Here is a 21,286-nt window from a genome sequence, read left to right on the forward strand (position 1 = left end):
GCCACTCCGTACGAGCGAATCCTCGCGTCCGGCGGCCAGGGTCCGCGCTCGCCGGGGGAAGGGCTGATCGCCTGGTGCCGCAGTGGGCACAGGGCGGCCTCGGCGACATCGCGACCAAGGTGAAGCACCACGGAGTGAGTCAGGAACGTATGATCAGCCGATGTCTGACACGACCGAAACCACGCCCGGCTGGCTGACCTCCGACGAGCTCGAGCAGGCCCGTAACCGCATGCCGATCCTGTACGTCGAGGCGGTGCCGGTGCGCGTCGACGACAGCGGCGAAGTCACCAGCATCGGGCTGCTGTTGGGCATGGGGCGCGACGGGGTGGTCAACCGCTCCCTCGTCTCCGGCCGGGTCCTGCACCACGAGCGGGTCCGGGACGCCCTGCTGCGCCACCTGGAGAAGGATCTCGGCCCGGTGGCACTCCCCCGCGTCCCGGCCTCGCTGCAGCCGTTCACCGTCGCCGAGTACTTCCCGACGCACGGCATCACGCCGTTCCACGACCCCCGCCAGCACGCGGTGTCCCTTGCCTACATCGTCCCGGTGGCCGGCGACTGCCGTCCCCGCCAGGACGCTCTCGACCTGGTCTGGTTCAGTCCGCAGGAAGCCTCGTCCGAGGTGGTCCAGAACGAGATGCCGGGTGGCCACGGCGTCCTCCTCAAGCAGGCCCTCGCGCACGCGGGCTGCCTGTCCTGAGCGGTGTCGAATGAGGCTCTGGGCCAACCGTCCGGTGACGGATAGGTAAGGCTCGGCTAAGTTGATCGGCGAGTGGCTCCCTCCGGAGTCACCCCTGCCAAGGAGATCGACGCAGCATGACCGCACCTACCCACCGTGTCCGCATCATCGCGACAGCCGTGGCCCTCGCCGCGGGAAGCGCCCTGGCCTCGACCGGCACCGCGGGCGCGGCCGTCTCGGGCGCCACCGCCGCGGGCGCCGGTTCGCCCGTCGTCTCCGCGCCGCTCGCGCCGGGCCTGTACCAGTCCGCGTACTCGGAGCGGAACGACGCGCTCTGGGTTGCCTCTTCCGTCGGCCAGCCGCCCGCGCCCGTCACCGAGTCCAGGCTGCTGAAGGCCGACCCGGACACGCTGCGGGTGGAGAAGTCGTACGCGCCGGCCGTCAACGCGGCCACGGGCGCCGTCCAGTCCGTCTACGGCGTCGCCGTCGACGACGAGCACAACACCGTCTGGACGACGAACACCCGGGACAACTCCGTCTCCGTCTACAGCCAGCGCACCGGCGAGCATCTCGCCACCCTGCCCGGCGTGAGCCACTCCCGGGAGATCGTCGTCGACGAGCGGCGTGACCTGGTGTGGGCGAGCGCCTTCGGCGACGGCGCCCTCGTCGCGTTCGACTCCGGCACCTTCAAGGAGAAGCGGCGCGTCACCGTCCCGGGCGCGGGACCGACGGGCCTCGCCGTGAACGAGCGGACCGGCTCCGTGTACGCGGCCGACCACACCGGCGACCGGATCATCGAGGTCTCCCGCGGCTCCAAGAGCCCGCGACTCATCCCGGCCGGCGACGGCCCGCTGTCGGTGGCGCTCTCCAAGAACGGCCGCACCGCCTACACCGGTGACCAGACCGCGGGCACCGTCTCGGTCGTCGACCTCCGCAAGGGCGCCGTCACCCGGTCCGTGGCGTCCGGTGAAGGCACCAAGTCCGTGGCCGTCGACCACCGTTCGGGCCACGTCCTGGCGGTCAACCGCCTCTCCGCCACCGTCACGGTCGTCGACCCGCGCAAGGGAGCCGTCGTGCGGACCGTGGCCACCGCCGCCCTCCCCAACCACGTCCACGTGGCCGAAGGGACCGCGTACGTGGTCGACAAGTCGGCATCGGGCCCGGCGGGCGAGGATCTGCTGACCCGCCTCCGCGTGCGTCGGTAGTCCGGGCGAGCCCAGGCGGGCTAGCCGCCCACGAAGTCCCGCACCCCCTGCGACACCCCGTCGTCCCCCAGCAGGTCGTTGTGTTTCAGGCAGCCCGCCGCCTTGTTCGTCGCACCGTCGAGGAGCACGCTGTCGTCCGGGTTGATGATCTCGTCGCAGTTGGACCACCAGGTCGCGTAGGCGACGTCTCCCGGTGTCTCGTCGCCTTCCGCGAGCCCGTCCTGGACGTACGAGCCCGGCGTCATGTCACGGCAGGCCTGCGACCAGGCGGCGCAGGCCCAGGCCGTGGCGGTGCCGTGGTTGGGGCCCGCGAGGGAGGCCCAGTGGGCGACCTTCCCGGTACCGCCGCCGTGTTTGACGTACCAGCGGGTGACGAGGCTGCCGAAGGAGTGGGCGACGATGTCCACCTTGGCCGCGCCCGACCGCGCGCGCACCTCATCGACGTACGCGGCGAACCGGCCGGACAGCACCTCGTTCACCGACTGGCTGGTGTCGTAACCCCAGGAGAACAGCTCCGTGTCCGCGTAACCCGACGCCTTGAAGTCGTCGCGCAGGGAGCCCCACACGCCCGGGTCGGCGTTGTAGCCATGGACGAAGATCACGGGAGTACGGGCGGCCTTCGGCGTCTCGTCCGCCCGGGCCGAGGTCAGCGGCGTCAGGAGGGCGGCGAGGGCCGCGATGGTCAGCGGGACGGAGATTCGGCGCAGCACAGGTTCCCCCTCGGTCGGGCGGACGTCACCACGTTCACCGCGCCAGGGCGCGGGACGCGTGTCACCTGAGCGGTGCCGAGAATGGTGAGGTCTGCGGCGGCGAATGAACAGACCTGTGCGACAGGGAAGTTACCGCGGGTACTACGCCTCCGAGTGATCCGGGACGCTCACCTCGTCGTCCGGGTTCCAGTCGAGGAGACGTACCTTCGCGACCGTCCGCACGTGCCGGCGCATCGCGGCCGCCGCCGCGCGGCCCCGGCCGGCCTCGATCGCGTCGAGGATCGCGTGGTGCTGGGCGAGGGAGCGAGCGGGGCGCCGCACCTGGCGCAGCGACTCGTTCCGGCTCTCGGTGATCTGCTCGGCGATGGAGCGCATGAACTCGGCGAGCAGCGCGCTGCGGGCGGCCGCGGTCACGGCGGCGTGGAAGAGCCGGTCGCCCTCGACGCCGCGCTCGCCCGCCTCGATCTCCCGCGCCATCGTGTCGAGGGCGTCCCGCATCGCCCGCAGGTCCTCCTCCGTGCGGCGCTCGGCGGCCAGTTCGGCGAGTTTGGTCTCCAGGGCCTCACGCGCCTCCAGGACGTCCGGCAGCCGCCGCTTGCGCTCCACGAGCCGCTCCACGGGCTCGGCGTCCAGGCTGCCCTTGACCAGATAGGTGCCGCCGCCGTGCCGCACCTCGACCAGGCCCTGCACTTCGAGCACGACGATGGCCTGCTTGACGGAGGCGCGGGAGACGCCGAGGCGCTGGGCCAGTTCACGCTCGGGCGGCAGCCGGTCGCCGGCGCGCAGGCCGCCCTCGCCGACGTGGGCACGCAGCCGGTCGAGCACCTGCTCGTACAGCCTCGTCCTGCCCATGGGGCGCAGCGCGTCAGACATCCCAACCCCCGTCTCCGTCCCCGTCCCGACGGATTCGCAGCCTAACAGCGGCCGACTCGGTGGACGAGTGGCCAACTGGCTCAGCCAATTTGCGTCCGATCCCTTGACGGCCGAAACCGATACCCCGACGCTGAGTTCCGCCAACAGCCATATTGGCTCAGCCACTTGGCCACTGAGGGACGGCCCCAGGGACGGGAGCCCACGTTGTCCGCCGAACTCATCTCCATCCTCGTGCTCGTGGTGGTCTTCGTGATCGCCACCACCCGCTCCATCAACATGGGCGCGCTCGCGTTCGCCGCCGCCTTCGCGGTCGGCGAGCTGGCCGCCGACCTCGACGCGGACGGCATCTTCGCCGGCTTCCCCGGCGACCTGTTCGTCGTCCTGGTCGGCGTGACCTACCTGTTCGCGATCGCCCGCGCCAACGGCACCACGGACTGGCTGGTGCACGCGTCCATCCGCCTCGTGCGCGGGCGGATCGCGCTGATCCCCTGGGTGATGTTCGTGATCACCGGGGCGCTCACCGCGATCGGCGCGGTCAGTCCGGCCGCCGTGGCGATCGTCGCGCCGATCGCCCTGAGCTTCGCCGCCCAGTACGGAATCAGCCCGCTCCTGATGGGCGCCATGGTGGTGCACGGGGCCCAGGGCGGCGGCTTCTCACCCATCAGCATCTACGGCTCGATCGTCAACGGCATCGTGGAGCGCGAGAAACTCCCGGGGAACGAGGTCGCGCTCTTCCTCGCCTCGCTCGTCGTGAATCTCCTGATCGCCGGGATCGTCTTCGTCCTCCTCGGCGGGCTGAAGCTGGGCGGCCGTCACGAGGGTGACGAGTCCGTAGAGCCCAAGTCGGCTGAGAACGAAGCCGGTTCGCGGCTCGATCCGGCCAAGATCGCCACACTCGCCGCACTGGTCGCCCTCGTCGTCGCCGTCCTCGCCCTCGATCTCGACGCCGGTCTGAGCGCCATCACCCTGGCCGTGCTCCTGAGCGCGTTCTGGCCCGAGTCGAGCCGCAAGGCCGTCGGCGAGATCGCCTGGCCGACCGTGCTGCTCATCTGCGGTGTGCTGACCTACGTCGGTGTACTCGAGGAAATGGGCACCATCGACTGGGCGGGTGAGGGCGTCTCCGACATCGGCGTCCCGCTCCTCGCCGCCCTGCTGCTCTGCTACATCGGGGCTCTGATCTCCGCGTTCGCCTCCTCCGTCGGGATCATGGGCGCGCTCATCCCGCTCGCGGTGCCGTTCCTGGCCCAGGGCGAGATCGGCGCGGTCGGCATGATCGCGGCGCTCGCCGTCTCCGCCACCGTGGTGGACGTCAGCCCCTTCTCGACCAACGGCGCGCTGGTGCTCGCCGCCGCCCCGGACGTCGACCGGGAGCGCTTCTTCCGGCAGCTGATGGTGTACGGCGGGATCGTGGTGGCCGTGGTGCCCGCCGCGGTGTGGCTCGTCCTCGTGGTGCCAGGATTCGGGTAGGACGAACCACCACAGGTCCACGACAACCTAGGAGAAACGCAGCGTGAGTTCCCGTGCCCCCCAGCCGCCCGACTTCCCGCCCCTCTTCCCGGCCCTGGTCGCCGGACCCGGCCTCCCCGCCCTGCGCTTCGGCGCGCGCTCGCTGACGTACGCCGAACTCGCCGCCGCAGCAGGTTCCCTGGCCGTCTCGATCGGCTCGGCACGCCGGGTCGCGCTGTGGGCGACACCGACCCTGGAGACCGCCGTCGGTGTGGTGGCCGCGCTGCTCGCCGGGGTGCCCGTCGTGCCGCTGAACCCGAAGACCGGCGAGCGCGAGCTGGGGCACATCGTGGCGGACAGCGAGCCGTCGGTGGTGCTCGCGGCGCCGGGGGACGAACTCCCGGCGCCGCTGAGGGCGTTGGAGCGTACGGACATCACCCTCACCGGCACCACCACGGCCCCGGAGGCGCCGGTCGAGCCCGACCCCGAGTCGCCCGCCCTGATCGTCTACACCTCGGGCACCACAGGTCCGCCCAAGGGTGCCGTGCTGCCCCGCCGGGCCCTCGCCGCCACGTTGGACGCCCTGGAGGACGCCTGGCAGTGGACGTCCGACGACGTGCTGGTGCACGGGCTTCCGCTGTTCCATGTGCACGGCCTGATCCTCGGCATCCTCGGGCCGCTGCGCCGGGGCGGTTCGGTACGGCATCTGGGCCGGTTCTCCATCGAGGGCGTGCGGCACGAACTGGCCGACGGGGCCACGATGTTGTTCGGCGTGCCCACCATGTACCACCGCATCGCGGAGGCGCTGCCCGCCGACCCGGGTCTCGCCAAGGCGCTGTCCGGGGCGCGGATCCTGGTCTCCGGGTCCGCCGCGCTGCCCGTGCACGACCACGAGCGGATCGCGGCGGCCACCGGGCGCCGGGTGATCGAGCGGTACGGCATGACGGAGACCCTGATGAACACGAGCGTGCGGGCCGACGGCGAACCGCGCGCCGGAACCGTCGGGGTGCCGCTGAGCGGTGTGGAGCTGCGGCTCGTGGACGAGGCGGGCGCCGAGACCGAGGACCCGCGGGAGGTCGGCGAGATCGAGGTGCGCGGCCCGAATCTGTTCACCGAGTATCTGAACCGGCCCGACGCCACCGCCGCCGCCTTCACCGGCGACGGCTGGTTCCGCACCGGCGACATGGCGGTGCGTGACGACGACGGGTATGTGCGCATCGTCGGCCGCAAGGCCACCGACCTCATCAAGAGCGGCGGCTACAAGATCGGCGCGGGCGAGATCGAGAACGCCCTGCTCGACCACCCGGGCGTACGGGAGGCCGCCGTGACCGGGGAACCCGACGACGACCTGGGAGAGCGCATCGTCGCCTGGATCGTGCCGACGAACCCCGAACAGCCCCCACTGGAGGGCGACTTGGCGGACCACGTGGCGGCGCAGCTCGCCCCGCACAAGCGGCCCCGGACCGTGCGCTTTCTGGCGGAGCTCCCCCGCAACGACATGGGGAAGATCATGAAGCGGTCTCTCCATGCCTGAGCCGGCGCCTGAGGGCCCGGCCTCCCGCCTGACCGCCCGCGCGGCCATCACCGCCGTGGCCGATCAGCACAGTTTCCGTGAACTCGACTGCCCTGTAGCGAAGTTCATGGGCAAGGAGTCCCGGCCGGATGGCCCGCTCGCCTGGCAGGGGTACGCGGAGTCCCGCGCCCGTGCCGAGGAACGTACCGGCGAACGCGAGTCGGTGGTCTGCGGCACCGCCACCGTCGGCGGCACCCGGGCGGTGATCATCTCCTTCGAGTTCGGCTTTCTCGGCGGTTCCCTCGGTGAGCGTACGGGCGACCGCCTGGAGGCCGCGCACCGTCACGCCCGGGACCACCGGCTGCCCGTCGTCTCGCTGATCGCGACGGGGGGCAGCCGTATGCAGGAGGGCATCCGGGCTCTCATCCAACTGCAGCGCGTGGCACGGCAGTCCGAGCTGACCGGCGCCGCGGGTCTCCCCCGGATCGCGGTGCTGCGCGATCCGACCACGGGCGGCGGCTGGGCCACCCTGGGGGCGGGCGCCGACCTGATCCTCGCCCTGCCGGGCAGCCAGGTCGGCTTCGCCGGGGCCCGGGTGCGCCCGGCGGACACGGATCCGGCCGCGTACACCGCAGAGGCCCAACTGGCGGCGGGTGCGATCGATGACGTCGTACGCCCCGAGGAGCTGCGCGACGCGCTGGCGTTGCGCCTCGGGCTGATGTCCGCTCCCGGCTCCGGCCACCGCCTTGCCGGGCCGTCCGCACCCGCCGCCGCCGAACCTCCCGGCGCACTCGGCCGCTCCTGCGAGCTGCCCGCCACCGGGTGGGAAGCCGTCAGCCGTGCCCGCGCCGCCGAACGCCCGCGCGCCACAGCCTACTTGGACTCCTACTTCACCGAGCGGGCACCGCTGCGCGGCGACCGGTGCGGGGGTACGGACCCGGGGATGCTCTGCGGATTCGGGCGGCGCGAGGGGCGCACGGTCGCCTACGCGGCACAGGGCGGGACGGCGACGACGCCCGCGGGCTACCGCACCGCTGCCCGTCTCGTGCGGCTCGCGGGGCGGCTCGGCATTCCCGTCCTGACGCTCATCGACACCCCGGGCGCCGCGAACGGGGCGGAGGCCGAACGGGCCGGTGCGGGCGCGGCGATCGCCGATCTGTTCGCCGCTGTCGCCACCGCACCGGTGCCTGTCACCTCCCTGGTCATCGGCGAGGGCGGCTCCGGCGGCGCACTCGCGCTCGCGTCACCGGACAACCTCTGGGCGACGCCGGACAGCTACTTCTCCGTGATCGCCCCCGAGCAGGCCACCGCGATCCTCAAACGGGGGCGCAAGGAGACCCGGGCGACGGCGGAGCAGTTGCGCCTGCGCCCGCAGGATCTGGTCGAACTCGGCGTCGCACGCGGAATTGTGACGGCACGCAATGAATAGCTGCTCCCCTGGCTGTCCCCGGGCACGCAATGAATAGCTGCTCCCCTGGCTGTCCCCGACTGCTCAAACCATCCCCGCTCGCGCTCATACGGAGCCGTGACCTCACGGACCCGTGATCTTACGGACCCGTGACGAAGCCCCGTCGTTGGCTGTCACCCCTGCTCGGCACGCCTAGCGTGGGCCGTATGCGCGTACTTGTCACCGGCGGCGCCGGGTTCATCGGATCGCACGTGGTCGAAGCCCTCACCGAGCGCGGGCACGAAGTGGTGGTGTACGACGCCCTGCTGCCCTCCGCCCACGCCGATCCGCCGCGGCCGCCCGAGGGAACACGGTGGACCGTGGCCGACGTCCGGGACCGCGACGCGGTGCGGAACGCGCTGCGCGGGGTGGACGCGGTCTGCCATCAGGCGGCGATGGTAGGGCTCGGCAAGGACTTCGCGGACGCCCCCGAGTACGTGGGCTGCAACGACCTGGGCACGGCCGTCCTGCTCGCCGCGATGGCCGAGGCGGGGGTGCGTGCACTGGTGCTCGCCGGGTCGATGGTGGTGTACGGGGAAGGGCGGTACGCGTGCGCCCGGCATGGCGTCGTCCGGCCCGGGCCGCGCGCGGCGGCGGATCTGGACGCCGGGCGCTTCGAACCCCTCTGCCCGGACTGCGGGGCGGAGTTGAGGCCCGGCCTGGTGGGCGAGGACGCTCCTGCCGATCCGCGCAACGTGTACGCCTCGACGAAGCTGGCGCAGGAGCATCTGGCCGCCGCGTGGGCGCGGGCGACCGGGGGGCGCGCGGTGTCCTTGCGCTACCACAACGTGTACGGCCCCGGCATGCCGCGCGACACCCCGTACGCCGGTGTGGCCTCGTTCTTCCGTTCCTCGCTGGAGCGGGGCCAGGCGCCCCAGGTCTTCGAGGACGGCTGCCAGCGGCGGGACTTCGTGCACGTGCGGGATGTGGCGGCGGCCAATGCGATGGCGCTGGAGGCGGTGCGTGAGCGGGAGGCGGGGGCGTTCACGGCGTACAACACCGGCAGCGGGGAGCCGCACACGGTCGGGGAGATGGCCCGCGAGCTCGCGCGGGCGTTCGGCGGCCCGGCTCCGGCGGTGACGGGCGAGTACCGCCTCGGGGACGTCCGCCACGTCACGGCGGACTCGGGACGGCTGCGGGCGGCGCTGGGGTGGCGGCCAGAGGTGGGCTTCGCCGAGGGAATGACAACCTTCGCGAAGGCACCGCTACGGGGGTAGCACGGGGCTTCGCTCGGTCGGGGGGTCCCGAGGGAGAGCTCGGGGCTGCGCATACGGCGGCGCTCGATGCCGGGGAGTCCGCTTCCGGGCATCGGCGTTGTCGCTGGAGCGGGAGCCCGGGGGCGCCCGCATCTTCGGGGGTGCACGAAGGCCCTGGGGCAGCTTCTGTGGAACGGCGGTTGCCGACGCTGCGGGAGCCCGGCGGCTGCGCGCACCCTTGGCGGCGCTCGAGAGCCTGGGCGGTGGTTACGCCTGTGCCGTCGGGAGCGTTACCTCGAAGCGGCAGCCGCCCGCCACATTGCGTACGGCCGCCCGGCCCTGGTGGGCCTCGACGATGCCGCGCACGATCGCGAGGCCGAGGCCCGCGCCCGCCGGGGGTGTGCGGGACTGGCTGCCGCGCCAGCCGGTGTCGAAGACGCGGGCAAGGTCCTCTTCCGGGATGCCGCCGCAGCCGTCGGTCACGGACAGGACCACACCGTCCGGCGAACGCTCCGCGGCCACCGCCACGGTCCCGTCGGCCGGCGTACGGCGGATCGCGTTGATCAGGAGATTGCCCAGGACGCGGCTCATCTCCTTGCTGTCGACCTCCACCGGGACGGCCTCGACGCTGTCGCCGACGAGACGCACCCGGTGCTCGCGGGCGAGCGGATCGACGCCCGCGAGCGCGTCGCCCACGAGGTCGTAGACGGAAATGCGGGCGCGCGAAAGAGCCAGCGCGCCCGCGTGGATGCGGGAGAGCTCGAAGAGGTCTCCGACCATGGAGTTGAGGCGTTCGACCTCGGTACGGATCTGACGCAGATAACGGTCCGGTTCCGCGGCCACGCCGTCCTCCAGAGCCTCGGACATCGCCCGCAGTCCGGCCAGCGGAGTGCGCAGATCGTGCGAGATCCAGGCGACCAGTTCACGCCGGGAACGTTCCAGGGCCTGCTCGCGCTCCCTGGATTCCGCGAGTTTGGCACTGGTCGACTCCAACTCCCTTGTCAGAGCGGCAAGTTCCGCACTGACCGGTTCGGGCGGGGCCGCGAAGCTGCCGCCGTCACCGAAGGAACGGGCCGCCAGGGTCAGGGCCTTGCTGCGGGCGACCACCCACCGGCCGAGCAGCAGCGCTGTGGCCAGCGAGACCACGGCGGCCATCGCCACCACGATGGTGACCACGGTCAGGTCGTGCGGCGAAAGGAACATCTCCCAGGCCACGGCGAGCGTCCCGGCCAGCATCGCGAGCACCGCGACGGCCGCCACGACGGTCATCGCCACCACGAGGGAGCGGTGCCGCAGCAGACGCAGCGCCAGGGCGCCAAGGAGCCCGGCGCTCGCGGCTCCCAGAAAGGCGAAGAGAGCGATGAGGAGGATGTCCTGCATGAGGGGTCAGCCTTCACCTTCGGCTCGGGGCAGCACGCGCTCGCCCTGGGGAGCGCGGGGGGCACGGAGATCGCCGGGATCTCGCGGATCTCGGGGGTATCGCAGGCCTCGGGGGTCGTGGGGAGCCGGCCGGTTGTGTACGTCCGGATCGGCCGCGTCCGGTGCAGCCGCCCCGGCCGATGCAGCCTCCCCCTCCGGCACATCGAGGCGGTACCCCATGCCCCATACCGTCTGAATGAGCCGCGGCCTCGCCGGATCGTCCTCGACCTTGCCGCGCAGCCTGCGGACATGGACCGTGACCGTGGACAGATCACCGAACTCCCAGCCCCACACCTCCCGCATCAGCTCTTCCCGCCCGAACGCCTGCCGTGGATGGCGCAGCAGGAAGGTGAGGAGGTCGAACTCCCGCAACGTGAGGGCGAGTTCCACCCCGTCCTTCGTCGCGCGGCGTGCCGCCGGATCCACCCACAGACCCGCGGCGCCCAGCGTGGCGACGCCTTCGGGAGCGCGTGCGGCGTGGCTTCGCCGCAGCACCGATTCCACCCGCAGGACCAGCTCGCGCGGGCTGAACGGCTTGGTGACGTAGTCGTCGGCCCCTACCTCCAGGCCCAGGATCCGGTCGTCCTCATCGCCACGGGCGGTGAGCATGATGACGGGCACCGGGCCCTTGGCGCGCAGCCGGCGGCAGACCTCCAGGCCGTCCATGCCCGGCAGCATCAGATCGAGGACGACGAGGTCGGGCCTGAACACCCCGGCGCGCTCCAGCGCGCCGGGGCCGTCCTCGGCGCGGTCGACCGTGTAGCCGCCGCGTTCCAGATAGCCCGCGACGACCTCGGCGACGGTCGGGTCGTCGTCCACGACAAGCACCCGAAGCGTGCCGGGCGCGGTGGACCCGGCGGGCGGGCGGTCCTGCGGTGGTGGCTGCATAGGGCAAGCCTCGCACCCGCCGCGCGGAGTCCCGCCGGTCAGAGGTGCTTCCGGTTGCCGACGTCCCTGTTTCGTAAGAACCTCAAGTCCCATATGTCCGGTTCGGATTCATAGGGTGAGTCCTATGACCCCCTCCCCCTCCGCAGAACCCGATGAGCCCGGTGGGCTCGATGGGCTTGACGGGCTTGACGGGCTTGACGGGCCCGATGGGCCCGATGGCGCCGACGCCGACGTACCCGACCCGCACGCCCCTCGCGCCGTTCGCGCCCCTCGCGCCGTTCGGGTCGACGTCGTCCTGCCCTGCCTCGACGAGGCCGCGGCGCTCCCGTGGGTACTGCGACGCGTTCCCGAGGACTGGCGTGCCGTCGTCGTCGACAACGGCTCCACGGACGGTTCGCCGGACATCGCCCGCGCCCTGGGCGCCACCGTCGTGCGGGAGACGCGACGCGGCTTCGGGGCCGCCTGCCACGCGGGGCTCACGGCGTCCGACGCGGACATCGTGTGCTTCTGCGACTGCGACGCCTCCCTAGACCCGGGGCTGCTGCGACCCTTCGTACACAGGGTGACGGAAGGGGCGGCCGATCTGGTCGTCGGACGGCGGCGCCCGCAGGGACGCGGGGCCTGGCCCGCGCACGCGCGTGTGGGCAACATGGCGCTCGCCCGGATGCTGCGGCGGCGTACCGGCGTACGACTGCACGACCTGGGCCCGATGCGGGCGGCACGCCGTGAGGAGCTGCTCGCCCTCGACCTGACCGACCGGCGCAGCGGATACCCACTCCAGATGGTCGTACGGGCGGCCGACGCCGGCTGGCGGATCGAGGAGCGGGACGTGCCGTATCTGCCACGCGCCGGCAAATCGAAGGTCACGGGGACGTGGCTCGGGACGTGGCACGCGGTGCGCGACATGCGGGCGGTGCTCGCGGAAGCACCGCAGCCGGCCCCCGTCAGCCACACGCAGCGAGCATCGGGCGGTGCCGCGTGACCACCAACAGCGCACCCCTGCCCGCCTTCGCCGACGCGCCCCTCCCCGACCGGGCGCCAACACGCCACACCCCGCCCTTCCACCGCGCACCCACGGAACCACCGCGGGCAGCCCACGCCGCCCCCGCCCAGCACGCATCGGGCGGTGCCGCGTGACCACCCACGGAACCACCCTGCTCGTCATCGCCAAGGAGCCACTCCCGGGACGAGTGAAGACCCGCCTCACCCCGCCCTACACCCCCGAGGAGGCCGCCGAGCTCGCCGCGGCCTCCCTCACCGACACCCTCCACGCGGTACTCGCGGCGCCCGCCCGCCGCCGTGTGCTGGTCCTCGACGGGCGGCCGGGGCCCTGGCTCCCTACCGGCATCGAGGTGGTCCCCCAGGGCGCGGGCGGCCTGGACGAACGGCTGGCCGCCGCGTTCGGCGGCTGCACCGGACCCACCCTCCTGGTCGGTATGGACACCCCCCAGATCACCCCCGGCCTGCTCGCCCCCGCGCTCGGCCCCGATGCCTGGCAGGACTGCGACGCCTGGTTCGGCCCCGCCGTGGACGGCGGATTCTGGGCGCTCGGCCTGGCCGAGCCCGACCCGCGGCTGCTGCGCGGCGTCCCCATGTCGAGGCCCGATACCGGCGCCCTGCAGCGGACCAGGCTCACCGGCGCCGGACTGCGGGTGCGCGAACTGCCGCTCCTGCGCGACGTCGACACGGCCGAGGACGCCGGGAAGGTCGCCGAAGCCGCGCCGAGCAGCCGGTTCGCCGCCTCCCTCGCCCGGCTCGCGACGGCGGCCGGGCACCAGGGCAGGGGCGGTGGCCGATGAGCACAGCACCGCCGGACACCGGGCTGCGCAGGGCGGCCCCTCCGTCCGCGCCCTGGCACGCGGATCCGTACACCAACGCCCTGCGCAACGGCCACGGGCCCTTGTTCCTGCGCCGCAGCGACGGCTGGCTGCTGCCTCTCGACGTCGAACGCTGGTGCGCGAGCGCCGACGCGGCCGACCTCTCCGCGTTGCGCCGCTGCGAAGGCAGCGTCCTCGACATCGGCTGCGGCCCCGGCCGCCTGGTGGCCGGGGCCGCGGCCCGCGGCCACCGGGTCCTGGGGGTCGACGTCAGTCGGACAGCCGTCGACCACACGCTCGGGCTCGGCGGATCCGCCCTCCTCCGCTCTGTCTTCGACACGCTGCCGGGCGAGGGCCGCTGGGGCACGGCCCTGCTCATGGACGGCAATGTGGGCATCGGCGGCGACCCCACCGCGCTCCTCGAGCGCGTGGCTCAACTCCTCGCGCCTTCAGGCATTCTGATCGCCGAGACCGCACCGATGGACGTCGACGAGCGGGTGGAGGTGTACGTCGACGACGGGCACGGCGCACCGGGCGACCCGTTCCCCTGGGCCCGCCTCGGCACCCCCGCCCTCCTGCGCCACGCCCACCCCCTCGGCTGGGGCCCGGCCGATCAATGGACCTCAGGAGACCGTTGCTTCCTGGCCCTGCGCCGCACGCCCCGCACCTGAAACACCCGGCACACCGCCGCCCCCACGAACAGCAGCACCGTGACCGTCAGCCAGCGAGCCAGGAAGACATCGGCGGGCAGCCCGGTGGCGGACTCGTAGCGCTCCACCTGTCCGGCGACCAGCGGGAACCACACGAGCAACAGCAGCCCGGACAGGAAGGCCGGTACACGCACGAAGTTGACCCACCCCCCGCTGCCCGGCTCCCCGTTGGCCTTCACCCCGCTGCCCCACCCCCCGCTGATCTGCTCCCCGCTACCCCGCTCCCCGCCGAGCCGCTCACCCCGCCCCGCGGCAGTCCGCAGTGCCCGGTCGGCGAGTGCGTACGCGGGCACGAACAGGAGGTCGTGCACCAGCGCCGCACCGATGAACCAGACGGCGATCAGCGGCCCGTCACCGTCCAGGAGGCGCACCCCCGCATACCCGGCGATCGTGAACGAGGCCAGCAGCACCAGGAGTTGCAGCGGGCCCTCGCCGTACCACCGCCGGAGCCGACGCGTGAGACCGGTCATCACAGCTCCCCGAAGGTCAGACGGGACACCCACTTGGTGTTGAGCACGCCGGGCGCGGCCGGAACGATGATCCGCGCCGGATAGCCGTGGTCCGGCGACAGATCCTCCCCGTTGACCTGCAGCGCGAGGAGGGACCGCGGGTCGCGGACCTGGTTGTCGCGCAACGCGGCCTTGCGGAACGCACCGTGCCGCTGCAGCGACTCCACCAGGACCCCCGGCGGGTCCTCCTCGAACCCGGCGAGCGCCGCGAGGTCACGCAGCCGCACGCCGCGCCACCACTGATCCGACGTCGACCACCCCTCCACGCAGGCGATGGGCAACACGGCTCTGTGCAGCGGCAGTTGGAGCAGATCATCCCGAGAAAGCCGCACCGCTCCCCGTGGCCCGCCGATGACGAGGCGCCACAACTCACCTGTGTCCCGCCGCTCGATGCCCACCTTCGCTGCCGTCTTGTTGATCTGGAAGCCGTTCGGCCCGCTTCCCGGATCGCCGCCGCCGTGCGGGGCGAACAGCGCGGTGCGCCGCAGGAATCCGTCGAAGCTCTGCCCCGCCGTCGTGACGAACAGCAGGGCCGAACCCGCGCCGACCATGCCGAGCGCCCCCCGCCGCGACACGGTCGGCGTCGCGGCCCGCTCGGCCACGAGGCCGCCTTCATCGGGCGGCTCGGGACGCACATCCCGCAGCTGTTCGCGCCACCCCCGCTCCCGCAGCACACGGACGACTTGGGGCAGTCGCAGCACGACATGGGCCGCGAACGCGCCGAAGAACACCCACGCACCGTAGAAGTGCAGCGGATAGAACGAGCCGGGAAAGAGGTACTCCAGCTGGACGTTGAGGACACCGGTGACGAACTCGAACAGCGCGCCACCGACCAGCAGGAGCAGCGACACCCGCTCGATGGCGTGCCCCACCGACCGTGCCGGGGGCAGCGCGAAGAGCTTGGGGATCACCGACCACAGCTTCGCGAGCAGCACCGGGATCAGCGTGATGCCGACCGTGACGTGCAGGCCCTGGTTGAGGCGGTAGAGCCAGTGCGGGTCGGTCGGCCAGTCGAAGAGGTAGAAGCCGAGGAGACCCTTGTCCGGCGTCTTGTCGTTGACGGGTGACAGATTCGGGTTGTACGCCGCGTACGACAGCAGGCCGGTCACGAACAGCACGGTGATGCCGACCAGCAGAACGACGCCGAGAACCGAGGTGAGCCAGGGCCCGCGCAGCGGGCTGCGCCAGAATCCGGGGTCGGCGGGAGAGGTGACGCGTGATGCGGGGGGCATGAAATGACCGTATGCCGGACCCTGCCGTCCAGCGGGTCCGCGACTCATGACGAAACGCTGACGTCGTCCCTCGGAGCGCGTTCACACGCGTCACCTGCGCCTACGGTGCAGACGTGAGCACCACAGAGCGCACCGGACTCCGTCGTGACGTGACCGCCGAGCACACCGGACGCCGTCGTGATCTGGCCGCTGCCGGAATCGCGGCGCTACTCGTCGCCGCGGCCGTCGTCGTCGGCACCTCCATCGAGCACGCGGACGGCACCCTGCACCTCAACTGGCCTCCCCTGTACGCCCGGTGGGACCCGCACATCGGGCCGGGCACACCCGCCGCGCTCGCGGTCGCCGTCGCCGTGATCGCGTACGCCCCCGCCCTCGCCGCCCGGCTCTCCTGGCGGCCGCTTCTCCTCACCGCATGGACCGCTTCCCTGGCCTGGATCTGGTCGCTCGCGCTGATCGACGGCTGGCACCGGGGCGTCGCACGGCGGCTCACCACCAGGTACGAATACCTCCAGGTCATCGACCGCTTCGAGGACATCCCGGCGACGCTGCGGGACTTCACCCGGCACATCCTCATCGACTCGCCCGATCACTGGCCCGCCCACACCGCGGGCCATCCGCCGGGCGCCACGCTCACCTTCGTCCTCCTCGACCGCGTCGGCCTCGGGGGCGGCGCCTGGGCCGGCGCCTTCTGCATCACGGTGGGCGGCACCGCCGTGGTGGCCGTCCTGATCACCCTGCGAGCGCTGGCCGACGAGGCGACCGCCCGCCGGGCGGCTCCCTTCCTCGTCCTGGCCCCGGCCGCGGTCTGGGTCGGCGCCTCCGCGGACGGCTACTTCGCCGCCGTCACGGCCTGGATGATCGCCCTGCTCACCCTCGCGGCGACACGCAAGGTCCGCTCCCCCGCCGCGGCGGCACTCGGCTCCGGCCTGCTGTTCAGCCTCACCTGCTATCTCTCGTACGGCCTGACGCTGTTCGCCCTCGTCGCCGCCGCCGTCCTGCTGATCACCCGCACCTCGCGCCCGCTGCCCCTCCTCCTGGCAGGGACAGCCGTGGCCCCGCTCGTCTTCACCCTCGCGGGCTTCGACTGGTGGGAGGCGTACCACCTGCTCGTCGAGCGCTACTACCAGGGGGCGGGCGGCATCAGACCGTACGCCTACTTCGTCTGGGCCAACCTCGCCTGCACGGTGCTGGTCGTCGGCCTGGCAACGGTCGCGGGCCTGCGCAGGACGGTGGGTGCGGCACCCGGTGCGCTCAGCCGCCTGCGGACCGGCCGCCCCACACCCACCGACCGCCTGACCACCCTCGTCCTGGCCGTCCTCGTCACCCTCCTGGCCGCCGACCTCTCCGGCATGAGCAAGGCGGAAACAGAACGCATCTGGCTGCCGTTCGCCACGCTCCTCCTCCCGGCGACGGCGCTCCTACCGAAGGCGGGGCATCGCTACTGGCTCAGCGCACAGGCCGCACTGGCGCTCACTCTGAACCACGTGCTGTTCACAGGCTGGTGAGGGCACGGCACTCGCTGCTCATCGGCTTCGCCGGCGCCTCGCCATTTCCTAAGGTGCGGTCATGCACAGAACCACCGCTTCCGCTTCCGCCGCTCCACGATCCCGCGGCAGCCGCCTCCCGGCATCCTCCCGGAAGGGACGTGCGGCATGACCCTCAATCAGCTGCGGGCCTTCGTCGAAGCCGAGCGGCTCGGGTCCTTCACCGCTGCCGCGCAGGCCATGGACATCGCCCAGGCATCCGCGTCCGAGCTGGTCCGACGGCTGGAGACGGAGCTGGAGGCCGAGCTGTTCCTGCGCGGCAGCCGCACTCTGACCCTCACGTCGGCCGGGCGCGAGCTGCTGCCGTACGCCCAGGAGGCGCTGGCGGCAGCGGACAGCGGGACCCGGGCCGTGCACTCCCTCGGGTCGCTCGGCGGCGGCACCGCCACCTTCGGGGTGCTGCGCAACGCCGACTACTACCTGCTCTCCAACCTCGTACAGATGTTCCACGCCCGGTATCCGGCGGTCCGCGTACGCCTCGTGGGCCAGAACTCCGCCGAGACCGCGCTGGCCGTCGCGGCGGGGCAGATCGAGGCGGGCCTGGTCATTCTGCCCATCGACGACGAGGGGCTCGCCATCACTCCCCTCATGCGGGACGAGGTGTTCTACGTCAGCGCGAGCGCCGAGCGCACCCGCGAGTCCGTGAGCATCGAGGCGTTCGCCCGGGCGCCCCTCGTGCTGTACGACGCGCACTACGGCTGGACGGACCCGACCCGGCGCCAGCTCGCAGAGCGGGCCCAGCTCGCCGGAGCCCGTATCGACCCCCTCATCGAGCTCGAACACGTGGAAGCGGCACTGAAGTTGGCGGCGGCCGGAGTCGGCGACACGATCGCGAGCCGGGCGGTGATCGCCAGTCCCTCGTTCCCCGCCGGGCTGCACACGGCGCCCTTCGCCGAGCCCCTCTACGACACCATCGCGCTCGTCAGGCGCCGCGGCCGCCCCCTGTCCCGCGCCACCCGGGAACTCGCCCGGCTCGCCGAGGACACCATCCGCGAGATCGGCAACGGCCTGTTGACCTGAGCCGCACCTCCTACAGGGAAACCCTGTAGGAGGTGCAGGAATCGCCCCTCTAGTCCTGTGGAACAGCCGCGTCTACCGTCCCGGACATGCAGATCACGCACGACGAACAGAAGACCCTCGCTCCCTTCCAGTGGCTCAAGAAGCCGGAGGTCGACGGTCCCCCCGCCCAGCGCGACCCGAAGGTGGTCGAGCGCGTCTCCCAGATGCTGAAGGAGATCGAGAACAAGGGCCTGGACGCCGTCCGCGCCTACGGACAGGAGCTGGACGGCTGGTCCGGAGACCTGGAGATCGGGGCCACCGAGCTCAAGAAGTCCGGGGACGCCCTGCCCGCCGACGTACGCACCGCCCTGGAGATGGGCTACGAGCGCACGCACCGCTTCGCCTCCGCTCAGCGCGAGCACCTGACCGACTTCGAGATCGAGCTCGCTCCCGGAGTGGCGGGCGGACAGCGCTACGTCCCGGTGTCCCGCGTCGGCGCCTACCTCCCGGCCGGCCGGTTCCCCCTGCTGGCCAGCGCCTTCATGACCGTGGGCGTGGCCAAGACGGCCGGCGTCCCCACCGTGGTGGCGTGCACCCCGCCGTCCGGCGAGCACGGCGCGCACCCGGCCGTGCTCTACGGCGCCTACCTGTCCAAGGCCGACCGGGTCTTCGCCGTCGGCGGCGTCCAGGCCCTCGGCGCGATGGCGTTCGGTCTCCTTGGCGAGGCCCCCGTCGACATGCTGGTCGGTGCCGGGAACGCCTTCGTCACGGAGGCGAAGCGGCAGCTCTTCGGGCAGGTCGGTATCGACCTCCTCGCAGGACCGTCCGAGGTGGCCGTCATCGCCGACGACACCGCCGACCCGGTCTGGGTCGCCGCGGACCTGCTCGGCCAGGCCGAGCACGGCCCGAACTCCCCGGCCGCGCTGATCACCACCTCGCAGAAGCTGGGCCGGGCGGTCGTGGCGGAGATGGACCGCCAGCTGGAGACCCTCGCCACCCGTGACATCGCCGGACCCGCCTGGCGGGACTTCGGCTCCGTCATCGTCGTGCGCGACCGCGACCAGGCCGTCGCCGTGTCGGACATCCTGGGCCCCGAGCACCTGGAGATCCAGACGGACGACGACGACTTCTACCTGCGAAACCTCACCAACTACGGCTCCGTCTTCCTGGGCCCCTGGTCCACCGTCGCCTATTCGGACAAGGGCATCGCCGGCACGAACCACGTGCTGCCGACCGGCAAGACGGCGCGCTACAACGCGGGGCTTTCCGTCTCCCGCTTCCTCAAGCCCCTCACGTACCAGCGGGCCGTCAAGGAGGGCACCGCCTCCCTTGCCCCCGCCGTCGAACGGATCTCCGCGTTCGAGGGTCTCGCCGCCCACGGTGCGACCGCCACGATCCGGATCGACCGGATCGGCCGCACGTCCGGCGCGTTCGACGCCATCCCCGAAGCGCTGCGCGAGCAGCTCTGATCCAGTCCCGCGCCTCGCCTCCGTGCCGGTTGCCGGCCGGGGGCGAGGGGTCCGGCGCCCGGAGCGGCACGCCCCGGCCGCGACCGGCCCCGGGCCGTCGTCGGCGCCGTCGTCGGCGTCGGCCGCCCGGGACGAGTGAGTACCGTCCCCTACCAAGGGCACCCGCGCTCCCACTCCCCCCGAGGATCTCCCCATGCACCACCCCTCGCCCGACCCGGCCCCCTCGCACACGGGCCCCGCGCTCCAACAGGGCCTCAAAGGCCGCCAGATCACCATGATCTCCATCGGCGGTGTGATCGGGGCCGGCCTTTTCGTCGGCTCGTCCACCGCCGTCGCGGCCGCGGGCCCCGCCGTTCTGATCTCATTCCTGCTGGCCGCCGCGCTGGTGGTGCTCGTCATGCAGATGCTCGGGGAAATGGCCGTCGCCCATCCCGACACGGGCTCGTTCTCCACCTACGCGGACCGGGCCCTCGGCCGCTGGGCCGGCTTCTCCATCGGCTGGCTGTACTGGTGGTTCTACATCCTCGTCATTCCGATCGAGGCCATCGCGGCGGGCGAGGTCATCGCGGGTCTCACGTCGGTGCCGAGCTGGATTCCGGCGCTCGCCATGATCGCCCTGCTCGCGGGCAGCAACCTCCTCGCCGTCCGCAACTACGGCGAGTTCGAGTACTGGTTCGCCCTCCTGAAGGTCATCGCGATCGTCGCCTTCCTCGTGCTCGGCGCCCTCGCGATCTTCGGACTCCTGCCGGGATCGGACGCCCACGGGGTGTCGCATCTGTGGAGCGAGGGCGGGTTCGCACCCAAGGGCGGGGTTGCCGTGCTCGCCGGTCTGCTCACGGCGATGTTCAGTTTCCAGGGCAGCGAGATCGTCACGATCGCCGCCGCCGAGTCCGAGGACCCGAAGAAGAACATCAAGAAGGCCGTCCGTGCCGTCGTGTGGCGCCTCGGACTCTTCTACGTCGGCTCGATCTTCGTCGTGGTCAGCCTGGTGCCGTGGAACTCCGACGGCCTTGCCGACGGCTCCTACCAGGCGGTCCTCGACCGCATGAACATCCCGGGCGCCGGACTGATCATGGATGTGGTGCTCGTGGTGGCGGTGAGCAGCTGCCTCAACTCGGCCATCTACACCGCCTCGCGCATGGCGTTCTCCCTCGCCCGCCGCCAGGACGCCCCGGCGGCGCTCGCCGCGACCTCGGCGGCCGGCGTGCCCCGTAACGCGGTCGTCGCCTCGACCGTCATCGGCGTCGCGGCGGTCATCGCCAACTACCTTCTGCCGAGCGTCTTCACGTACCTCATCGCGTCCAGCGGCGCGATCGCCCTGATGATGTACATGGTCATCGCCATCACCCAGTACGCCACCCGGCGCAAGGGACCCCGGCCGAGTGAAGTGCGGATGTGGGCGTTCCCCTATCTGACGCTGGCCACGATCGCCTTCATCGCCGGTGTCCTTGTCCTGATGGCTGTGCTGCCCGGCCACCGACTCGAACTCTGGCTCTCCCTCGCCCTGGCCGCGGTCCTTGTCACCGTGGGCGTCCTGCGACAGCGGCGGCACGGCGACCGGCCTTCCGGCGACCCCGGAGACACCGGAGACACCGGCGTCGGGACGGGCGCCATGGCGGGTCAGGGCTGAGAG

General features: G+C 72.2%; 20 protein-coding genes. 14 read left to right on the forward strand and 6 right to left on the reverse strand.

Annotated elements, in window-relative coordinates; all coding sequences use genetic code 11:
• Positions 1–160 precede the first annotated feature (160 nt).
• On the forward strand, positions 161–697 hold the full coding sequence (locus tag ACZ5WE_RS25890) for an NUDIX hydrolase family protein (protein WP_467692479.1): 537 nt from the start codon (positions 161–163) through the stop codon (positions 695–697).
• A gap of 116 nt (positions 698–813) precedes the next feature.
• A complete protein-coding gene (locus ACZ5WE_RS25895) occupies positions 814–1,881 on the forward strand; it encodes a YncE family protein (RefSeq protein ID WP_467692477.1) in 1,068 nt (355 codons plus the stop codon).
• 20 nt (positions 1,882–1,901) lie between these two features.
• Here the strand turns inward: ACZ5WE_RS25895 and ACZ5WE_RS25900 are convergent, their stop codons facing one another.
• Positions 1,902–2,588, reverse strand: a complete 687-nt coding sequence (locus tag ACZ5WE_RS25900) for an esterase/lipase family protein (RefSeq protein ID WP_467692811.1) — start codon at positions 2,586–2,588, stop codon at positions 1,902–1,904.
• A 144-nt stretch (positions 2,589–2,732) separates the two neighbouring features.
• Positions 2,733–3,464, reverse strand: coding sequence for a FadR/GntR family transcriptional regulator (locus ACZ5WE_RS25905; protein WP_467692475.1), 732 nt, complete (start codon positions 3,462–3,464; stop codon positions 2,733–2,735).
• Positions 3,465–3,668: 204 nt separating this feature from the next.
• On the opposite strand from ACZ5WE_RS25905, the gene ACZ5WE_RS25910 reads away from it, so the two are divergent.
• The 4 genes from ACZ5WE_RS25910 to ACZ5WE_RS25925 all read left to right on the forward strand — a co-directional run bounded on the left by ACZ5WE_RS25910 (position 3,669) and on the right by ACZ5WE_RS25925 (position 9,087).
• Complete coding sequence (locus tag ACZ5WE_RS25910; protein WP_467692473.1) at positions 3,669–4,931, forward strand: SLC13 family permease; 1,263 nt, start codon at positions 3,669–3,671, stop codon at positions 4,929–4,931.
• Between the two features lie 43 nt (positions 4,932–4,974).
• Entirely contained in the window at positions 4,975–6,444 is a 1,470-nt protein-coding gene (locus tag ACZ5WE_RS25915) for an acyl-CoA synthetase (RefSeq protein WP_467692471.1), read from the forward strand.
• The gene (locus ACZ5WE_RS25920) at positions 6,437–7,852 is read left to right on the forward strand and encodes a carboxyl transferase domain-containing protein (protein ID WP_467692469.1); all 1,416 of its coding nucleotides are present in this window, start codon (positions 6,437–6,439) and stop codon (positions 7,850–7,852) included. Before ACZ5WE_RS25915 ends, ACZ5WE_RS25920 begins: the two co-directional genes overlap by 8 nt.
• A 185-nt stretch (positions 7,853–8,037) precedes the next feature.
• Positions 8,038–9,087, forward strand: a complete 1,050-nt coding sequence (locus ACZ5WE_RS25925) for an NAD-dependent epimerase/dehydratase family protein (protein ID WP_467692467.1) — start codon at positions 8,038–8,040, stop codon at positions 9,085–9,087.
• Positions 9,088–9,333: 246 nt separating this feature from the next.
• On the opposite strand, the gene ACZ5WE_RS25930 is transcribed toward ACZ5WE_RS25925, so the two are convergent.
• Together ACZ5WE_RS25930 and ACZ5WE_RS25935 are read right to left on the reverse strand one after the other, a co-directional pair.
• Positions 9,334–10,446: a sensor histidine kinase gene (locus ACZ5WE_RS25930; protein ID WP_467692465.1), complete on the reverse strand. Its 1,113-nt coding sequence runs from the start codon at positions 10,444–10,446 to the stop codon at positions 9,334–9,336.
• Positions 10,447–10,452: 6 nt separating this feature from the next.
• Positions 10,453–11,373, reverse strand: a complete 921-nt coding sequence (locus tag ACZ5WE_RS25935; protein ID WP_467692463.1) for a response regulator transcription factor — start codon at positions 11,371–11,373, stop codon at positions 10,453–10,455.
• Between the two features lie 124 nt (positions 11,374–11,497).
• On the opposite strand from ACZ5WE_RS25935, the gene ACZ5WE_RS25940 reads away from it, so the two are divergent.
• From ACZ5WE_RS25940 to ACZ5WE_RS25955, 4 genes are read left to right on the forward strand one after another with little or no spacing between them, the layout of a single operon-like run.
• On the forward strand, positions 11,498–12,355 hold the full coding sequence (locus ACZ5WE_RS25940; RefSeq protein ID WP_467692461.1) for a glycosyltransferase family 2 protein: 858 nt from the start codon (positions 11,498–11,500) through the stop codon (positions 12,353–12,355).
• On the forward strand, positions 12,352–12,510 hold the full coding sequence (locus ACZ5WE_RS25945) for a hypothetical protein (RefSeq protein ID WP_467692459.1): 159 nt from the start codon (positions 12,352–12,354) through the stop codon (positions 12,508–12,510). The genes ACZ5WE_RS25940 and ACZ5WE_RS25945 overlap by 4 nt, the downstream gene beginning before the upstream one ends.
• Positions 12,507–13,172: a TIGR04282 family arsenosugar biosynthesis glycosyltransferase gene (locus tag ACZ5WE_RS25950; RefSeq protein ID WP_467692457.1), complete on the forward strand. Its 666-nt coding sequence runs from the start codon at positions 12,507–12,509 to the stop codon at positions 13,170–13,172. The genes ACZ5WE_RS25945 and ACZ5WE_RS25950 overlap by 4 nt, the downstream gene beginning before the upstream one ends.
• On the forward strand, positions 13,169–13,861 hold the full coding sequence (locus tag ACZ5WE_RS25955; protein ID WP_467692455.1) for a class I SAM-dependent methyltransferase: 693 nt from the start codon (positions 13,169–13,171) through the stop codon (positions 13,859–13,861). Before ACZ5WE_RS25950 ends, ACZ5WE_RS25955 begins: the two co-directional genes overlap by 4 nt.
• Here the strand turns inward: ACZ5WE_RS25955 and ACZ5WE_RS25960 are convergent.
• Both ACZ5WE_RS25960 and ACZ5WE_RS25965 read right to left on the reverse strand, forming a co-directional pair.
• On the reverse strand, positions 13,804–14,370 hold the full coding sequence (locus tag ACZ5WE_RS25960; RefSeq protein WP_467692453.1) for a hypothetical protein: 567 nt from the start codon (positions 14,368–14,370) through the stop codon (positions 13,804–13,806). The genes ACZ5WE_RS25955 and ACZ5WE_RS25960 overlap by 58 nt on opposite strands.
• Entirely contained in the window at positions 14,370–15,641 is a 1,272-nt protein-coding gene (locus tag ACZ5WE_RS25965) for a molybdopterin-dependent oxidoreductase (RefSeq protein WP_467692452.1), read from the reverse strand. The genes ACZ5WE_RS25960 and ACZ5WE_RS25965 overlap by 1 nt, the downstream gene beginning before the upstream one ends.
• 113 nt (positions 15,642–15,754) lie before the next feature.
• On the opposite strand from ACZ5WE_RS25965, the gene ACZ5WE_RS25970 reads away from it, so the two are divergent.
• The 4 genes from ACZ5WE_RS25970 (at position 15,755) to ACZ5WE_RS25985 (ending at position 21,283) form a co-directional block, all read left to right on the forward strand.
• Complete coding sequence (locus ACZ5WE_RS25970; RefSeq protein WP_467692450.1) at positions 15,755–17,146, forward strand: hypothetical protein; 1,392 nt, start codon at positions 15,755–15,757, stop codon at positions 17,144–17,146.
• 147 nt (positions 17,147–17,293) lie between these two features.
• On the forward strand, positions 17,294–18,205 hold the full coding sequence (locus ACZ5WE_RS25975; protein ID WP_467692448.1) for a LysR family transcriptional regulator: 912 nt from the start codon (positions 17,294–17,296) through the stop codon (positions 18,203–18,205).
• 86 nt (positions 18,206–18,291) lie between these two features.
• Positions 18,292–19,653, forward strand: coding sequence for a histidinol dehydrogenase (gene hisD, locus ACZ5WE_RS25980; RefSeq protein WP_467692446.1), 1,362 nt, complete (start codon positions 18,292–18,294; stop codon positions 19,651–19,653).
• A gap of 193 nt (positions 19,654–19,846) precedes the next feature.
• Positions 19,847–21,283, forward strand: coding sequence for an amino acid permease (locus tag ACZ5WE_RS25985; RefSeq protein ID WP_467692444.1), 1,437 nt, complete (start codon positions 19,847–19,849; stop codon positions 21,281–21,283).
• Positions 21,284–21,286: the final 3 nt, after the last annotated feature.

The organism is Streptomyces sp. NPDC033180 (assembly GCF_055577645.1).